The organism is Myroides odoratimimus (genome assembly GCF_001485415.1).
In the GTDB taxonomy this organism is placed as follows: Bacteria; Bacteroidota; Bacteroidia; order Flavobacteriales; family Flavobacteriaceae; genus Flavobacterium; species Flavobacterium odoratimimum.
Window position 1 is genome coordinate 1 of sequence record NZ_BCMQ01000040.1, and the last position, 18,432, is coordinate 18,432.

Sequence of the window (18,432 nt, forward strand, 5' to 3'; positions counted from 1 at the left end):
CCTTCTAATTTTACAGAAGCTTTATATGTACCTGCATTAGTCGCTCTGTTGTTTTTATAGGTAACAATTACTCCTTTAGGTAGTTCTCCTTCTAATAGCAGTTCGTGTTCTTTACCATCGTAGGTTACTTCTTTTTTACTAAACTTGACTCCCGTGATACGTGCTTTCTCGATAGTCAGTGTAGCTGACTTAGTTCCTAGTAAGATATTTTTAAAGTAGAATGAAGCTACTACTTGATATGTACCAGCGTCAATATATTGGTTCTTATCATAAGAAACTCTTACGTTATTAGGAAGGTTAGTCGCTTCTATAGCAATTACTTCACCAGTATACGTTTCTGTTTTGTGTTCAAAGAATACATTATCAAGGGATGGTAGTTCTACTTGTTTTTTAGTAATTGATAGTGTAGCAGATAGGGTATAAGGCATCGGCGTATAGTTAGAGCTACCACTTAATGTTGCTGTGACAGTGTAATTGCCTATTTCTGTATGTTTGTTGTTTTGATAAGTAAGCGTTAGTTCTTGAGGTATTTCACCTGTAACAGCTAGTGACTTCGGTTTACCGTCATATATAAACGACTCACTTTTTAGTTCTACTAATTGAGTGATATCAGCAGGTAATATGATTAACTCGTTTGATCTAGTGCTTGTGATGTAGTTGTCTCCTTCTAGTTTTACAGAAGCTTTATAGATACCTGCATTAGTAGCCTTATTATTTTTATAAGTAGCAGTTACGCCTAAAGGCAATTCCCCTTCTAGTAATAAATCGTGTTCTTTACCATCATAGGTTATTTCTTTCTTATTAAACTTGACTCCTGTGATACGAGCTTTTTCGATAATCAGTGTAGCAGACTTAGTTCCTAGTAAGATATCTTTGAAGTAGAAAGAAGCTACTACTTGATAAACACCTGAGTCAATATATTGGTTCTTATCATAAGAGACTCTTACGTTATTTGGTAAATTAGTAGCTTCTATAGTAATTATTTCTCCAGTGTACGTTTCTGTTTTGTGTTCAAATATTACACTATCAAGAGATGGTAATTCTTCTTGTGCTTTAGTAATTGATAAAGTTGCAGATACTCTATATGGCATTGGTGTGTAGTTATCACTACCAGTAATAGTAGCTTCTATTTGATGGTTTCCTATAGCATTCTGTCCATTATTTTTATAGGATACTTTTAGTTCTTTAGGTAAAGGAGAGGTGATTTTTAAGAACCTAACAATCCCATCATATTTAAAAGTTTGACTTTTAAATTCAATAGTTTGAGTTAAGTCAATAGGCAATATTGTTAAAGTGTTTGTTCTAGTACTTGTAATATAATTTTCTCCTGTAAGTTTTACTGTTGCTTTGTAAGTACCAGCATTAGTGTGTTTGTTATTAGAGTAAATAGCAGTCACTCCATTAGGTAAATCTCCTTTTAGTAATAGAGTATGAGGTTCTCCATTATATAAAACAGATGTTTTATTAAAGGTAACTCCTGTAATTCTAGCCTTTTCGATTGTAAGAAAAGCTGTTTTGGTACCAAGGAGAATGTTTTTAAAATAGAAAGAAGCCTTTATTTGATAATGACCAACTTCTCGATAGTCATTTTTACTGTATTTTACAATAACATTATCAGGTAGATTATTAGCTAATATAGATATAATTGATCCAGTGTATGGAGTGGTAAGGTTTTCAAAAGTAATATTTTCTATACCAGGAAGCTCTTCTGATACTTCCTCTTTAGTAATTGTTATAGTAGCTTTTAGTTCTAGAGGAATTGGTGTGTAATTTTTACTACCTGTTATTGTAGCAGTCACTAAGTGGGAGCCTATTTCTGATTGATTATTACCTTTATAAGATATATAAAGACCAGAAGGTAGTTTTTGATTTAGGAAAATAGACTTTGATTGTCCATCATAAACAAACATCTGACTAGTTAAGGTATATTTACTCGATATATCTATTGGGAGTATAGTAAGGGTGTTAGAACGAGTACTAGTAATGTGATTTTTTCCTGCTAGTCGAACGCTCATTTTATACACTCCTGCATTGGTATGAGAGTTATTTTGATAAGTAGCAGTGACTCCTTCAGGTAATTCTCCACTTATTTCAAGAGAATGTTTAGAACCATCATATACAACTTCTTTTTTTCGTAAAGTAACACCTGTAATTCTAGCTTTGTCAATATTAAGCCTAGCGGATTTTGTTGTAATTAAAATATTGTTTTCATTGTAAAAGTAAGCTTTTACAATATATGAACCAGCATTAACGAAGCCATTTTTATCATACTTCACCGTTACATTATGAGGAACATTAGTTGGTTCATGATAAAATGTCTCTCCTGTATAGGTTACAGTTTTTTCTTTAAAAACGAAGTTATAATATTTGTAGTTAGAGTTATTTGTTTGGGAGATATGGGAGGAGGAATTATCAGATTTCGAATAGATATTACTATAAGAACGTTGTGAAAAAACACATAATAGAGCACACAACAAGGGGAATAATTTTTTAACCATAGTAAACATGTATTAACTTAAATTATTATATAAAATATAGTATATCAGATGGATATATATAAATATACAGTCAGTGCCTACATGTTTAAAAGTTAATATATTAAGTTGTTGTTACGTCAAGGTTATCAGGAGGTAAATATTTGTTTGATTAATTGTGTTAGAAGGTACTTTGTTTGTTTCTATTAATATTTAGTTTTTACGTGAAAGAGAATTATAAGATATAAGAGGTGATTTAAAGCAAAAAAGCGATGGAGATCTCCATCGCTTTTTTTTATTTCTTGGTAATTTCATTTTGTGTTTGTACTTCTTTAGCTTTCACTACTTCTTTAGCCTTTGTCCATTTAGAAGGGTCTTCTTTTAAGTCTAGGTAGTATTCATAGAGCATCTTAGTTAGTTCTACTTCTACGCGCTTACCTACGAAGTGTTTATTGGTACTGAAGTATCCATATATAATCCCGTCTTTCTTTACGATAGGAGGTTTATCTGCATGTATATTCCAGGGAGAGTAGCTACTGGTCTGGTCTCCATAGATGCCATATTTATTCCAAATTGACTTTTGGCTGTATAAGTTCCCATACGTTCCATAGGTATTCCATATAGAGTTAGCCTCTTTGGCATCACAGCTTAGGCAACCTAGATATTCTTCTTTACCATCATTGGTATATAACTCAAGCTTTTGGGCATAGGTGCCAACACTTAGTAGAATAAGAAATAGTATATAATGGAATTGTCTTTTCATGTGTTCTTTTGTTTGTCGGCAAATTACAAAAAATTTCAAAATAAGAAATGTCAAATTTTAGCAATATGCTTAAAAATGCTGTAAACTGTAATATTATTTTGATGAACGGCTTTTATGTTGTGTTTTTTACACTTTATACACAGGATTAGAAGGGATGTTGTTATTCGATTTTTAAGGTAATAAAAAGGAATTGTTGCTTAAATGAAGTGGTTTTTGGAAGGGATTTAGAACTGTTTTATTAGGTGAAAAAAGAGAGATTTTGTATATTGTAAGCTTTGTTTTGTATTAAAAAACTTCTTAATCATGCTTTTCAAATTATTTTATCTCTTTACTAAAATAGGACTTTTTACCATTGGTGGGGGGTATGCTGTGATTCCATTAATCGAAAAAGAAATAGTTTCTCGCGATTGGTTAACTCAGGACGAGTTTTATGAACTTCTAGCTATAACTGAGTCTCTTCCTGGTGTGTTTGCTACCAATATAGCCGCCTTAGTGGGGTTTAAGATTAACGGGGTAAAAGGGGGAGTAGTCGCAGCACTAGGCACTATATTAGCTCCCTTTACTATTATACTTCTCATAGCAGTTTTTTTTAGTCGATTTCAAGAAAATGTTTATGTGATAAAGGCGTTTAAAGCCCTCAGACCTGTAGTAGTAGCTCTCATCGCGGCACCGTGTTATACTGCTATTAAGGCTAATAATATGACAGCAAAGACGTTGATATTTCCCTTAGTAGATCTAGGCATGATGTGGGGATTAGGTGTGTCTCCAATTTGGATTGTAATAGGGGGATGTGTAGGAGGAATTGTATATCATAGTATAAGAGAAAAAAGTAAAGCATAAGATATGATATTTTTAAAATTGTTTTGGGTATTCATAAAAATCGGTACTTTTGGGTTTGGTGGAGGATATGCTATGCTGTCTCTTATTCAAGAAGAAGTTGTAGAGAAGAATCAGTGGATCAGTAGAGGAGAGTTTACAGACCTTATAGCAGTTTCTCAGATGACACCTGGTCCTATAGGGATTAATTCGGCTACTTATGTTGGTTATAGTGCATTACATGGTGCGGGATATTCTCCTATGGTAGCTATACTCGGGTCTGTCATTGCTACTATTGCCCTTTGTCTACCTTCTTTTATGATGATTTGTTTGATTTCATATTTCTATTTAAAGTTTCGATCTAATAAGTATTTTTCATATGCCTTAATGGGGATTAAGCCATTGAGTATAGCTTTGATTGCCCTAGCAGCTGTATCACTAATAGATCGAGAGAGCTTCTCTGATTATTACAGTATAGGCTTGTTTATTCTGGCTCTTATCTGTTCTATCAGGTTTAAGATACATCCTATCCTTATTCTTTTTGTTACAGCTGTCGTAGGGATATTGATTTATTGAGAGAATAAAATAAAATTATTTCTCAGGTAGTTTAGGCTTATCTATTAACATAGGTTTAGATGATAAGGCTTGTAAAAAAGCAATTATAGCAAGTTGTTCTTCTTTTGTTAGTCCTAACTTTTTAATTAAAGGGGATGTAATAGGAAATAATGAATCGTTTTTGTATTCTTCTCTTCTGTAAGGAGTGTTCATCCCAACATTATACATTCCAATCACACTCTCTATAGTAGGAAATATACCTTGATGAAACCAAGGGCCTGTATGTAAGACATTGCGAAGACCTGGTGTTTTCATTTTACCAACATCAGCAGCTTTATGAGTTACATTATATCTTCCTAAATCTTCTCTTTTCCTCTTATAAAAAGTAAAACCTTCATTGTGGTATTGTAAATCTGTAAAGTAAGGTCCATTATGACAATTAATACATCTAGCTTTGGTTCGAAATAGATGTAATCCATGTACTTGTTGATCAGATAAACTTTGATAATCCCCATTTACAAAGTTGTCAAAGGGTGTTGGGTTAGAAACAATAGTCTTTTGAAATAGAGCAATAGCATCCAATATTCTGTCTTTAGTGATAACGGTTGTACCATAGGTTTTCTTGAAGTGTTTTTGATATCCTTTTATAGTTGCTATTTTGACAGGCAAAGAGTCTATGTCTTGGAACATTTCGACATGGTTCTCAATAGACATCATCTGTTGTTCTTGTAAACTATTCGCTCTTCCATCCCAAAACAGTTCTTTTTGTATCCATACATTTTCTATAGTAGGAGTGTTTCTAGTTCCGACTAATCCTTCATGACCTATAGCTAAAGTTTCTTTATCTGCCCAATGTTCTGAATCTATATGGCAGGTAGCACAGGCTATTTTATTAGAAGAAGATAGTCTAGGGTCATAAAAAAGAAGTTTCCCTAACTCGACTTTATTTCTATCTTTTTTATCAATCAGAGGAGGAGATAGGAGAGCCCCTAGTTCTGTAAATACAGCTGTACTGTCAAGAGTAGGAGTTGGCCAAAGAGAAGCAGGACGCTCATAAGCATGACGCAACTCTTCAATAGAGTGGTAAGTAGAAGATGATGTGTCTAAACGATGAAAACTTAAGAATAAAATGGTCAGTAGTAGTGTAGCTAGATAGATAGCCTTATTCATTATAAATATAATTTTAAACTTAGATTAATACTGTTACGATCTCTGTCCTTTGATTTTAAAAAGTGACCTGAAATTGCAAAATATAAACTGTATTGGTTCAACAAGGTTCTATTGCCATAGCCTAATTCTCCTTGTACTCCCCAAGCATTATTATTGTAATAGTGATAATCAGGAATGATTACCTGATCTGTAAAATTAGTGTGTTGTGTATCAGGAATGGTTAAATCATTGGTTAGTTTGAATCTGTATAAAGGGGTAATATTAACTTGATAGAAATGTTTGTGTTGATTGAATATAGTGTTTAGTATTACCTTGTTTAATAATTGTTTCTCATCTCTATAGACACCGATAGCATAGTCTTTACGGACTGTAGAGTATAATGTGTGATCTAATCCTACTTGTAAATCTGTATCTTTCCAAAGATTAGAGAATGAACCTATAAATTGAGCATTGATATTGTAGTGATCTACTTTGTAATTTAACCCTTCTATTAGTCTCAAGTTTTTTCCATCATAGTTACTGTATTTTAGATTGACTTGATACTGATTTTGAACTGAAGAAGTATAAGTTAACATTCCTTGTAGAAGTAATTGCTCTTGTTTAAATCTATTTGTTATATCAAACCCTTGTTTATATTTATTAAGCTCTGCATTTTCGTCATAATAACTTTTTTGAGCTAATGCTGCTATTTTTATTTTTTCTCCAGAATATTGATATGCAAACTTGTAAGCATTTTCTTTTGCTTTTCGATCTAACAGAAGATTCTGATCGCTAAGAACAATATCTCCATACCCTAAACTGATATTAAGAAAGCGTTCTTTGTATTTGTTGCTACTTTTGTATTCATTGTTTTTATACATGATATTGTTTTCTTCTGTCATCTTTCCATAAGATAGACCAATACCGATAGCATGTTTATGAATATGCCAAGCTACATCTGCTTTATAACGGATAAAATAGTTAACTACATCTGGTCTAGGGTCATTGTTACCTGTAGTCCAATTGTAATCAAAGTCTAAACCGAACCCAATGAATAGTTTTTGTTTGACTAGTTCATAACTCATCATTGTATTGGCTAAATACTGTTGATTCTGAAAATTATTAGGGTGATTAGCATAGAAATAAAAGGGATTAAAGCCTTCTTTTTTTCTTCTAAGATCATTCGCTAAGTGGTTCTCAAATGTTTTGTCATAAGCAAAGTTGCCATATACTTTAAATCTATGAATATCTGTAAAGCCTTCTGCTGAGAACTTAAAGTCTTTACTATTTTCTGCTTCTTGACTTTTTCTGTAGTCACCTTTTGCCTTGTTGTAGTCTAAGGCTAACTTTCCAAATTCTTCTGTTTGATCATTTAAGAAAAGTATGTGTTTAGGGACATAAGCACGTTGATTCTTCTGAATATACCAAAGATCTAAGTACTCAGAATGATTCTGAGCACTTAAAATCTGGCTAAAAAGTAGACTTATAAAGATTGATAATTTTCTCATGGGATTAATTAGTAAAAGAGTCTTCTCCTTTAGATACTATTGGTTTTTCTATCACTACGAAATCTTCTGTAGAGTTATCAGTGTCTTGCAGTACACGACGACCATTCTTTAATTTATATCTCGTTTTTCTCAATAAAGATTGACTAGAGTAAGTTCCGTTTGGTACGAAAGTACTTCCTTTATCTACAGATTCAGGTACTTTACGTGGAGCTACACGACTGTCTTTAGAGTGTCTAACCTGTACTCCGTCAATAATGTATTCAACAGGAATTCTTAGGCACTGTGTTGAGTCATTCTTTTTAGGAGCTTTGACTGTAGGGAATGATTCTACTGCTATATCTTTTGGTAACTGTACTAGTAATATTCCATCATCAGTAGCAAAACGCATAGCTAAGTCACTATTTTGAGCTTTAATGACTTTCATTTTAGCAATACCTACAGTATTAAGGTTATAGCGATACTTCGCTTGTGTAATATCAATGCCATATTCTTTTTGTAAATAATCTAAAACATAAACATCAAAATCAGCCTTGCTTAAATCGACTGTCTTATTAGGATCTACAAACTCTGATGGCTTACCAATGACGAAGTTTTTAGTGTGGTCAATAGCTGTAGAAGCAATAATCATACTTTTACCTGGCTCTATTGGATATTGTGAACCTCCGCCTGGAAATTGAAGTACTTTTTTAGCATATACATAGTCCTTGTTTAAATCTCCTTTTCCTGTGTTTTCAGCTGCTTTTGTCCAATCGTATTGACGAGAAGGTAAGTAGCTTGAATCATCAGAACCTGTAGCTTGACTGTTAGTAGTATTGTGGAGCATTACTAATAATATTCCATCAGCATATAAGGTTTCGGTACTGTTATTATAGATTTCTAAAAATTGATCTCTATACCCGGAGCCATCTTGTAAACTAGAACCAGCGTAGAATATTTGTTTAAAGATTAGACCAGATTGACTAGTCTTGTTCATCTGTAATTCTATTTTGATTTCATTAGCATCAGTCACTGCTAGATTGTCAATATTAGCAGTGAAAGTAATAGAATCTTCTTCTATTTTTTCTTCATTGCTTTGAGAAGAGTCGATTAATTGATTATAGGCTTGTTTACTCATCGTTAGTTTAGCGATGATATTATAATTTCCTACTCTTAAGTTTGCTGTTGCAATACCTTGATTGTCTAGTGTTACTGTGTTTTTATTCCCATTAGCTCTATTGGTAAACTCTATTGTTGTACCTTCTAGAGGAATATTAAGATTGGTGTTTTCTTGTGATACTGAAGCGACAAATTTAACATTAAGAGTATTGGCAAAGTCACTAGAGTTGTCATCTTTACTACAGCTAATTGCGAATAGGGTGCAGACTACGGAGATGATTAAAAGTAAAGTATTTCTCATTTTGTTTTAAAATTTAATTGATATCGATCCTGTTATACTAAATGGAGCGTTATAGTTAATAATAGACCTTGTTCCATCAGATAACTTTTTTTCTTTGTTTATTCTGATATTAAAGAAGTTATAGGTGTTGATTCCTATTCTTATGTTTTTACGTATTTCTTTTGTGGCATTTAGATTAATGACATAAAATGTAGGTTGTTCATAGTTGCTACCAGCAGTAGAAATAGTCTGTTTAATATCTTCAGGAAGTTCTACTTGGATAGGTTGCATGGCAATGTCTAAATATTCATTAGCGTATTTCTGTTCTGTATTTAAGCTTTTTCTAAACCAAAAAATATCACTGTTCATCGTTACTATAAAACCTATTTTAGGAATGTGGTAAGTCAATCTTAGTTTGCTCATTAAGGATAGCGATTTAGTTTTTGCAGGATAAAAAACAGTGTAATACACTCCATAATCTTGTTTGTAGCTTTCTTCAGAGACTTCGTTATAAGTTGGGTTTTGATCATAATATTCACTATAAGAAAGACTATTAGACAAAGACAAATACATGTTTAAAGGTTTGATCTTTTGAGTAGCAATAGTCCAATCAAAACCATAAGATTTAGAGCGTACACTATTAGTCATATGACGTATACTATAGTTTGTTAAGGTTTTATAGTTTCCTGTAGCTTCATATTGAATAGTTTTTCCTTTCTCTAATTCTCCAATTATTTTGTATTCAGGTACATCGATTGGGAAGTATTCCTTTTTAACTCCAAAACCATTTTTATTATCCTTAAAATACCCAAAGAAGCTATTAGTTAAGAATTTATTACTAAAGGTATATCCCAATTCGAACTGTGTAGATTGAGACGGTTTAAGGTGATTGTTATTATTTTCTATTTTTACTGTTTTAACCAAGTATAAACTATTGTTGATATTAGAATCATCAAAGAAGTTTAGCAGCGGGAAGTCTAACCAGATTGGAGCAGGATAGCGGTGCGCTAGAGATGGTGCCTTAGTAGCTATTCCATATCCCATAGTAATCCTACTGCTAGGAGAAACCTGATATGCTAAGTTTATTCTAGGTTGATAACTAGCTTTGCTATTTTGTACATCCATACGGAATCCAAGATTCCCTTCTAATGGTTTATCGAATAAATACCATTTAAAGTTGTCCATAATGTAGGCTCCATAGTTAGCTTGACCTTCATTTTTTCTGAAATCATAAGGACGTTCGTTCTGGTTGTTATTTTGAAACCATCTAGGCTGATCAGCTTTATAAATAGTTCCTTTACCCAAGTTATCGTGATAGTTAATAGATACTCCTGCTGTGATTAAGTGTTCAAATTTATTTCCAAAAGCATCAGAGGAAATGTTTAAGGTAGATCCTAAACTAAGAGGTCTTCCTTGTATTTCTTCAATAGCAATATATCTACCATCTACATAATAGCCTTCATACACACCTGTAGTATCTCTGTTGGCTATAGGAAAAGGGCCTTTGTTTATTCTTTCTTGGTTGTAAGTATTACTTATTCCATAAGAACCATTAATATTGAGGTTAAGAGATTTAATAGCTCTAGAATTGAATTGTATATTCGTTCTATTAGACCATCTAAAGAACTCATCTGTTGCTTTTAGTTTTCGACTTTGTTGATCATCAGGATCTTCTCTAACACCGTCTAGTCGTTTGCTAAAGCTTAGACTTAAATTATTTTTGACACGTGGTGAGAATGATTTAGTCCAAAGAATACTTTGATTGATTCGATTATATTCTTTAATGTTATCTCTAGGGTCATTGTTACTTTTAGAGTAATTCATAGATAGGTTTAAAGCCCCCCATTTGTTAGGAAGTCCAAAACCTTTAGATAAGCTATATGAAGTGGCTCCTCTATTAATGTTAGTTGTAAAACTATAAGGTGTTTTCCCAGCTTGTTTATTGATGATAATAGCTCCGTCAGTTAATTCCCCATATTTAGCAGAGGCAACACCTTGTACCACTTCTATACTTTCAATATTTTCTACTGGAATTTCACGTAAGTCAACCCCTTGATAAGTAAGATTGGCAATACTACCTGTATTAGAAGAATTTGTTAATCCAAATTGATTTAAACTACGCGTTTGCATATTGGCATCGTTGGAGATAGTTACATCATCTACGATAATAGCTACTCCAAAAGAGTTGTTCATTTGCTGAAGTGTTCCTCCCGTTAATTTATCAAAGCTAGCGCCTCTAAGGTTTATGGTCTGTGCAGTATTTAGGTTTGGCGCCACTGTAGCATGACCAGGTAATGTATTTAATACATCTTTTAAACTGAATGCTTGTACTTCACTAATTTTCTCTTTGTCTATTACTATTGCTGAGTTCGATCCAGACTGTGCTTTAAGTATAGGTGCTGTTATATTAATCTCGTCTAGTGTAATAGATAAATCAACTAATAGAAAACGATTATTGTAAGTAGTAAAAGTTTTGAGGTCTTTAATGTAAATAGACTTCTTATTGGCGTAGTTAATACTGAATGGCTCAAAGTCTTTTTTAGTAGAAAAAGAGAATGTTCCTTGATTATTAGTGTAGTAAACTTCATTGTTATCTAATATAACAGTAGCGAATTCTAAAGGTTGATTATTAGAATCAACAACAGTTCCTTTAAATACTTTAGAACTCTGGGCGACACTATTTCCTGCTAGTAAAAGAAGAAATATGTAGATAAAGTGATGTGAGAGCGACTTTTCTACATTAGATAGTAGTTTCATTATTTGGACTTAATTTAAATAGTGATGCAAATGTATATATTATATCAGTATATAAAATTTAGTTAAATAGTAGGGTTGTGCGTCTTTTGGCTAATGTGTTGATAGTTAGTAGTATTATTTTTCTTAACTAATTTGAGTTATGAATAATTAATATATAGCTATTTAATTATAATGATTCTAAATAGAGTTATATTATTTAGAATTATTCTATTATATAGCTTTGTAAATTAAATAATTCATAAAAATGAAGCGCTATTGTCTTTTTATGTCAAATGAGCAGGGATTAGCCATCGATTATATTCTATTCATTCTTTAAATCTTCTCTACAAACTTTAATCTTAGGAGAAAAAGAATAAACTCTATTTCTTATGACTGCAGTCATAAAATGCGTAGTAGGTAAGCTTCTATATTTGGCTGTAACATTATAAAACAACGAAGACATGTTAACAGGTGAGCAAAAACAATTAATCTTGGCAACAGTACCTTTGCTAAGAGAGAAGGGATTAGAACTAACAAAACATTTTTACTTGAGAATGTTCGAATATCACCCAGAATTAAAGAATGTATTTAATATGGGGAATCAACGTGCTGGCAAACAACAGATGGCTTTAGCGATGGCAGTACTTGGCTATGCAGAAAATATTTCACAGCCAGAACGATTAATGCCTGTAGTTGATCTAATAGGGCATAAGCACGCCAGCTTATCAATACAGCCAGAACAGTATGAAATAGTAGGAACTCATCTACTAGCGTCTATAAAAGAGGTACTAGGTGAGGCAGCGACAGAGGATATCGTACAAGCCTGGGCAGTGGCTTATCAACAATTAGCAGATATCATGATAGGACACGAACATAAGATTTATCAAGCTAAGGAGAATGAAGCGAATAACTGGATAGGGTGGAAAGCATTCACTGTGAAGAGTAAGGTAGTAGAGTCTGGAGAGATTACTTCTTTTTATTTGGTACCAGCTGATGGAAGTGCTGTTGTACAGCATCAACCAGGACAATATATCAGTATTAAAGTCTTTTTAGAACGAATAGGCCTAGAGCAGATCAGACAATATTCTATATCATGTGCTCCTAATAACGAGTACTATAGAATATCGATCAAACGCGAACTAGGAAAAGAGATCGATATGAATGGTATGATTAGTAATCATCTGCATGACCATATTAATGAAGGAGATACAGTAGAAATTAGTTCTCCGTCAGGAAACTTTGTGCTAAAGGAGAACCAGAGAGATAAAGTGTTTATCAGTGGAGGAATAGGGCAGACGCCTTTATTATCAATGCTAGAGGCATTAGAATTAAGTGGAGTGGTAAATCACAATATTGTGTGGATTCACGGGTGTAGAAATCAAGAGGTACAGGCATTTAGAAATAAACTAAGCTATATTACGAATAACTGTTCTCAGGTGAAGCCAATCTTCTTTTATGACAGTCTAGATCAGGTGGCTGAAGATATAGAAACTTATCAAGGAGTTGTTGATTTATCTACGATTAAGGGATATGAGTTTACGAATGAAGCAGATTACTATTTATGTGGACCACATCCTTTCTTAGAGAAGCAACTTCGTGATTTAAAAGCTCTAAATATCAGTGCAGATCAGATCTTCTATGAAGAGTTTACACCAGCATCTGTTTAACTCGAAATAGTTAATTGACAATATTGGATGTAAGTCTATATTTTTTTAAGCGAAAATACTAAGTGTATTTTCGCTTTTTTTTAGCGTTTGCATCTATAGTTTATTAGTAGCTTTGGATATCAATATAAGTATATAAGGTAGATATTTAAAAGGCAATATGATTACGATAGAATTGTTAACGCAATATGGAGCTGAAATAAGAGAAGTGAAGAAGAATGAAATTATCTTTCAAGAAGGGAATTACCCTAGTCATTATTATCAAGTTGTGTCAGGCAAGGTAAAGATGAATAACTTTAGTGCTGATGGGAGAGAGTTTATACAGAATATTTTTACATCTGGACAGAGCTTCGGAGAGCCACCTCTATTTATAGAAGAGCGTTATCCTGCCAATGCAATAGCCGTGAGCAATGCGAAGATTATTCAATTGCCCAAAGGTGATTTTTATGAAATGATGAGACAAAATAATGAGGTGTCTTTAGCTATGAATAAGAGCCTGTCTAGACGCTTATACTATAAGTCTATTATGGCACCTGATATCGCTTCACAAGACCCTGATAATCGTATTATGACCCTGCTAAACTATCTAAAGTCTCATCAACAAGCTGTGGAAGAAACTTCTCGTCCACTGACCATTGATCTGACTAGACAACAAATTGCAGATTTGACCGGGTTGAGAGTAGAAACAGTTATTCGTACTTTAAAAAGATTAGAGAGTGATAGCAAAGTACAAATTATCAATAGTAAAGTCGTAATTTAATCAAGAACAATACAGAGGTCTTAGATACACCTGTTATTTATCCTAATAAACAAGATAATGAACTAATCGAAGAGTTGTCTCTACTTATCAGAAAACAGTATAGTCTACCTAAGACTTATTTGTTAGAACAGATGCTACAGTACCTTATTTATTCCTTGATTACAGTAGTGTCAAAGTCGTATTATTCTATGACTTTAAAAGAAAACTTACAGAAGAATAGAGTTAATGATATTATGGATTGTTTCTTTGAACTTCTCGATGAATATGGAGTGGTAGAACGCAATGTTTCTTTTTATGCCACACATCTACACTTAACACTACAGCATCTAAGTTCACTAATCAAGAAGAGAACGGGTGAGTCAGTTAAGTCATGGATAGGTTTTGCAGTTATAAACAAAGCTAAAGAGTATTTAAACACCACTTTTCTGTCTGTTAAACACGTGATCAGCTAGAGTTTGCAGATGCATCCTTGTTCTGTAGGTATTTTACGCGCTATATTGGACAGATACCTAATGAGTATAGAAAGAGTTGAGGTTAACGAACTTTGTTTCTATAACAAGACTATTCCTGTTATCTATGCTTGACTTTTGACTTTTTGAGGTACTCAATAAGCTTATTGAATCAGCTTTTTAGTTGACTCAGTAGCTTTTAGTATATAGAATAATAGAAACTTTATACTTTCGTTGCATAATGAGCGTTATTGGAGAAAGGAGGCTTAGAGAGGACTATATCTCTATTGGCTCATTCTTAGTTAATTATCGAAAGTACAATATTCATGAAAATAAAATCATTTATAGTAGACGCATTTACAACAGAACTTTTTAAAGGAAACCAAGCTGGAGTATGTTTATTAGAACAACCTATTTCTGAGGAAAAAATGATCCTTATCGCTAAAGAATTTGGTTTTTCAGAGACGGCATTCGTGATGCCTATTGAAGATAATAAATATAGTATTCGTTACTTCTCTCCTAAGATGGAGATTCCACTGTGTGGACACGCTACTATGGCTTCTGCCAAAGCACTTTTTAGTGGAGAAGAGCAGTTACATAAGATTATATTTAATACACACTCAGGCTATACAGTAGAAGTGCGCAAGCAAGGAGTGAATATAGAAATGTCTTTTCCGCTTCTAGAGGTAGAGAACACGACTTTATCAAAAGAGATAGTGGATGCACTAGGTATAAAAGAGGTGTTGAGCTGTGGATATAATAAAGAACATAATATCGTCATGGTAGAGATACAAGATGGTGTAGAACTAGCAGCCTTGTCTCCTGATTTTAATAGATTAAGAAATATTGATACTGGGATTAATGGAGTGGTAGTCACTGCGAGCTCTTGTATAGAGGGATATGATTATGAGTATAGATATTTTTGGCCTTGGTCAGGTACAGATGAAGATCCAGTGACTGGGGCTGTTCAGAGTTTTTTAGCACCGTATTGGTACATCAGATTAGACAAAAAGGTACTGAAAGCATTTCAGTGTTCTGAAAGAACTGGTAGTATGGAAGTAGAGTTGACAGAGGATAAAGTGATTATTAAGAGTTGTGCTGTTATCTTTAGTGAAGGAATAATTACAATATAGAAGACTATATATATGCGAATTACATTAAGAGAAGTAACAGCAGATAACTACTATGAAGTAGGTCTGCTAACGACTAATCAAGATGGTAAACCTACTTTTGATGAGGAGTATATCTGTGGCAATGCAGTATCTATAGCAGAGTCTAAGTTTTATCCTAATTTAGAGCCACAGGCTATTTATAGCGATGAAGAATTAATCGGTTTTATTATGTCAGGACCTTATGATCGTGACCAAGACAATTATTGGATTATGCGATTTATGATTGATTACCAACATCAAGGTAAGGGATATGGGAAGAAAGCGTTTGGAGCCTTTTTAGAACAAATGCGACTTAGAGAGGATATACAAAAGCTTTATCTCGGATTAGATGAGAGTAATCTGAGAGCGATCCAACTGTATACCTCTTGTGGCTTTGTGAATACAGGTGTAGTAAAAGATGGCGAACAGGTTTATGTACTTCATTTATCACAATAATCACTGTTCTCTATAACCATCCATAATAGAGCGAAATAGTTCTCCATTAGATGGAGGAGTAAGAATGATAGCATTTACCTTTTTTTGTGCTATATTTTGAAGTGATTCATTTGTTTTACCTCCAGTAGAGATTACAGCTATATTAGGGTAGTTTGTTTTAATATAATCTACTATTTTTAGAGTATCTGCTCCACCTGTCACATTAAAACAGCTTACCCCTGCTTCTATACGTGATTTAAAATCAAAATTAAGGGTTGATACGCTAGATATAATAGGAATATTGATATGCTTCTTTACTTCAGCGATATCTTCATTTTTAAACGGTTGATTGACTATGACTGCAGCGGCGCCTAAAGCTTCTGCTTTTTTAGCCATGGTAATGGCAAAGTCCCCTTGGGTAATACCTCCACCTATTCCACAAATAACAGGTTTCTTAGAAAACTCAATTAAGGTTTTAATAATATTCTGTGAGGGAGCAAATGGGTACACTGCAAGAATAGCATCTGCATCGTTATTTTCTATTAAGGCAATATCTGTTGAAAATAGAATAGACTTGACTTTCAGGTTGTTTAATACTAATCCTTTACACGACTCTATAAGGTGTAGGGGAGTAGGGAGTTTGACATGTGGACAAGGTCTTTTTTTCCAGAACATAAGGAAATCCAGTAGGCTTCTTTTGCGCCGATTATTCACCCAAATAGAACTTATATTATTTGTAGTAGTCATCACTATAGATTTAGAATTAACAAGACAAAGATTTGTTTTTATCCCTTTAGAAGAAGGTGGAGTGTAATTAAACTTTGAAGAATTGTAATCAAATCAGGTTTTTATGTAAGGAAGTAGGTAAGGTAAAGTGTTATAATGTCTAAATATTGATCTTTAGGCTAGGTAGATGAAGTAAATAGTAGTTGTTAGATGATTCTGTGTAGTTAATATTTCACACAAGTATTGTTTTGTATAAGAGTGAATGGGTAAAGAGATGAATCAGTATTTAGTCCGTTGTTTTGTTTAGAATAACGGACTCACTACGGACTCATAACGGACACAGTACGGACTCACCCCAAATCAATCTAGTTCAAAAATCTATAGAAACCAAGAGATAGATTATAGGGAGTATTTGTAAAAACTGGACTAGGTAGGTGTGTTATTATCAATATACATTTGTATCACAGAATAAGGCTTAGAATAGCAATTGAAATGATAGAATTTTAATTGGATTGGAGCTGCAAGAGGATAAACAATGAGTGCTATACAAATGGTTGACTTACAACGTCAATATGAAAAAATAAAGGAAGAAATAGATAAGGGAATTGAGCAAGTGATTAGAACGAGTACCTTTATCAATGGACCAGCTGTGAAGGAGTTTACAGATAATCTAGCAACCTATACAGGTGTGAAGCATGTGATCCCGTGTGCTAATGGTACAGATGCATTACAGATCGCCTTGATGGCATTAGGCTTGAAGCCAGGTGATGAAGTGATAACTCCATCCTTTACTTTTGTTGCAACGGTAGAAGTAGTTGCTCTATTAGGATTAACACCAGTATTCGTAGATGTAGATAAAGATACATTTACTATTAATAAAGAGAGCCTGGAGGCAGCGATAACTGAGAGAACGAAAGCTATTATACCTGTTCATCTGTATGGTCAATGTTCTAATATGGGAGAGATTATGCCAATAGCAGATAAGTATAATCTTGCAGTGATAGAGGATAACGCTCAGAGTATAGGAGGAAGTTATAAACAAGGAAGTACTTCTTATAAAACAGGAACAATGGGAACAATCAGTTGTATTTCTTTTTTTCCTTCTAAGAACTTAGGTGCTTATGGCGATGGTGGAGTGATTATGACTAATGATGATTCATTAGCTCATACTATGCGTAAGATTTGTAATCATGGTTCGGAGAGACGTTATTATCATGAAATAGTAGGAGTGAATAGTCGTTTAGACTCTATTCAAGCAGCAGTTTTAAATGTGAAATTAAAATATTTGGATGACTACTGCAATAAAAGGAGAGAAGCAGCTGCTTATTATAACCAAACTTTTAAGGCTAGTTCTAATATCATTACTCCTTATGTACCAGATTATAGTCACCATGTTTTTCATCAATATACGATGATTCTAGAAGGGGTGAATAGAGATGAGGTACATGAAGAACTAGCAAAGTTAGGCATTCCTAGTATGATATATTATCCTGTGCCTTGTCATGAACAAGAGATGTTTAAAACATTAAAAGATAGAGAATATAATTTACCTAATACAATGTATTTGACTTCTAGGGTATTGTCATTACCTATACATACGGAGTTGACTGAGGAAGAATTGATTTTCATAACAGAAGGAGTATTAAGTGTAATTGAAAAACTGAAGAAAAGATAAGATATATTGATAGTATTAAAGGTTCTGTGGCCGAGAGGATAGGCATGACTACGCAATGGTCATTAGATTGGTTCGAATCCAGTCAGAACCTCAATATAAGAGGATAAACAAAAGGTTCTGTGGCCGAGAGGATAGGCATGACTACGCAATGGTCATTAGATTGGTTCGAATCCAGTCAGAACCTCAATATAAGAGG

The 18,432-nt window shown here is 33.4% G+C and carries 15 protein-coding genes and 2 tRNA genes; 10 read left to right on the top strand and 7 right to left on the bottom strand.

The window, feature by feature from the left end:
• Together MODO_RS17930 and MODO_RS17935 are read right to left on the bottom strand one after the other, a co-directional pair.
• Window positions 1–2,498: MBG domain-containing protein (locus MODO_RS17930; RefSeq protein WP_144964323.1), on the bottom strand; the 2,498-nt coding region annotated here is incomplete at its 3' end.
• Window positions 2,499–2,769: 271 nt separating this feature from the next.
• On the bottom strand, window positions 2,770–3,237 hold the full coding sequence (locus MODO_RS17935; protein ID WP_006259265.1) for a hypothetical protein: 468 nt from the start codon (window positions 3,235–3,237) through the stop codon (window positions 2,770–2,772).
• Between the two features lie 303 nt (window positions 3,238–3,540).
• Here MODO_RS17935 and MODO_RS17940 point away from each other — a divergent pair, with 303 nt between their 5' ends.
• Window positions 3,541–4,077, top strand: a complete 537-nt coding sequence (locus MODO_RS17940; RefSeq protein WP_006259264.1) for a chromate transporter — start codon at window positions 3,541–3,543, stop codon at window positions 4,075–4,077.
• A gap of 3 nt (window positions 4,078–4,080) precedes the next feature.
• A complete protein-coding gene (locus MODO_RS17945; protein WP_006259263.1) occupies window positions 4,081–4,629 on the top strand; it encodes a chromate transporter in 549 nt (182 codons plus the stop codon).
• 15 nt (window positions 4,630–4,644) lie between these two features.
• Here the strand turns inward: MODO_RS17945 and MODO_RS17950 are convergent, their stop codons facing one another.
• The 4 genes from MODO_RS17950 to MODO_RS17965 are packed head-to-tail and all read right to left on the bottom strand — an operon-like array spanning window position 4,645 to window position 11,397.
• Complete coding sequence (locus tag MODO_RS17950; RefSeq protein WP_006259262.1) at window positions 4,645–5,778, bottom strand: cytochrome-c peroxidase; 1,134 nt, start codon at window positions 5,776–5,778, stop codon at window positions 4,645–4,647.
• Window positions 5,778–7,265 carry a DUF6850 family outer membrane beta-barrel protein gene (locus tag MODO_RS17955; RefSeq protein WP_006259261.1) on the bottom strand — a complete coding sequence of 496 codons (1,488 nt, stop codon included), beginning with the start codon at window positions 7,263–7,265 and terminating at the stop codon, window positions 5,778–5,780. The genes MODO_RS17950 and MODO_RS17955 overlap by 1 nt, the downstream gene beginning before the upstream one ends.
• A 4-nt stretch (window positions 7,266–7,269) precedes the next feature.
• Window positions 7,270–8,661: a DUF4876 domain-containing protein gene (locus MODO_RS17960; protein WP_006259260.1), complete on the bottom strand. Its 1,392-nt coding sequence runs from the start codon at window positions 8,659–8,661 to the stop codon at window positions 7,270–7,272.
• 6 nt (window positions 8,662–8,667) lie between these two features.
• Complete coding sequence (locus MODO_RS17965; protein WP_006259259.1) at window positions 8,668–11,397, bottom strand: TonB-dependent receptor; 2,730 nt, start codon at window positions 11,395–11,397, stop codon at window positions 8,668–8,670.
• 440 nt (window positions 11,398–11,837) lie between these two features.
• Here MODO_RS17965 and hmpA point away from each other — a divergent pair, with 440 nt between their 5' ends.
• The 5 genes from hmpA to MODO_RS17990 all read left to right on the top strand — a co-directional run bounded on the left by hmpA (window position 11,838) and on the right by MODO_RS17990 (window position 15,856).
• A complete protein-coding gene (gene hmpA, locus MODO_RS17970; RefSeq protein WP_006259258.1) occupies window positions 11,838–13,043 on the top strand; it encodes an NO-inducible flavohemoprotein in 1,206 nt (401 codons plus the stop codon).
• A 157-nt stretch (window positions 13,044–13,200) separates the two neighbouring features.
• Window positions 13,201–13,800, top strand: a complete 600-nt coding sequence (locus tag MODO_RS17975; protein WP_006259257.1) for a Crp/Fnr family transcriptional regulator — start codon at window positions 13,201–13,203, stop codon at window positions 13,798–13,800.
• 188 nt (window positions 13,801–13,988) lie between these two features.
• The gene (locus tag MODO_RS17980; protein ID WP_006259256.1) at window positions 13,989–14,252 is read left to right on the top strand and encodes a helix-turn-helix domain-containing protein; all 264 of its coding nucleotides are present in this window, start codon (window positions 13,989–13,991) and stop codon (window positions 14,250–14,252) included.
• Between the two features lie 323 nt (window positions 14,253–14,575).
• Window positions 14,576–15,382 (top strand): PhzF family phenazine biosynthesis protein, encoded by an 807-nt coding sequence (locus tag MODO_RS17985; RefSeq protein WP_006259255.1) that lies wholly within the window; start codon window positions 14,576–14,578, stop codon window positions 15,380–15,382.
• A 12-nt stretch (window positions 15,383–15,394) separates the two neighbouring features.
• The gene (locus MODO_RS17990) at window positions 15,395–15,856 is read left to right on the top strand and encodes a GNAT family N-acetyltransferase (protein WP_006259254.1); all 462 of its coding nucleotides are present in this window, start codon (window positions 15,395–15,397) and stop codon (window positions 15,854–15,856) included.
• Here the strand turns inward: MODO_RS17990 and MODO_RS17995 are convergent, their stop codons facing one another.
• Window positions 15,857–16,510 carry a beta/alpha barrel domain-containing protein gene (locus tag MODO_RS17995; RefSeq protein ID WP_230486145.1) on the bottom strand — a complete coding sequence of 218 codons (654 nt, stop codon included), beginning with the start codon at window positions 16,508–16,510 and terminating at the stop codon, window positions 15,857–15,859.
• A 601-nt stretch (window positions 16,511–17,111) separates the two neighbouring features.
• Between MODO_RS17995 and MODO_RS18000 the strand changes: the two genes are divergently transcribed.
• The 3 genes from MODO_RS18000 (at window position 17,112) to MODO_RS19315 (ending at window position 18,420) form a co-directional block, all read left to right on the top strand.
• Window positions 17,112–18,236, top strand: coding sequence for a DegT/DnrJ/EryC1/StrS family aminotransferase (locus MODO_RS18000; protein WP_006259252.1), 1,125 nt, complete (start codon window positions 17,112–17,114; stop codon window positions 18,234–18,236).
• A 20-nt stretch (window positions 18,237–18,256) separates the two neighbouring features.
• Window positions 18,257–18,327 (top strand) — tRNA-Cys (locus tag MODO_RS19310).
• A 22-nt stretch (window positions 18,328–18,349) separates the two neighbouring features.
• Window positions 18,350–18,420, top strand: a tRNA-Cys gene (locus MODO_RS19315).
• Window positions 18,421–18,432 lie beyond the last annotated feature (12 nt).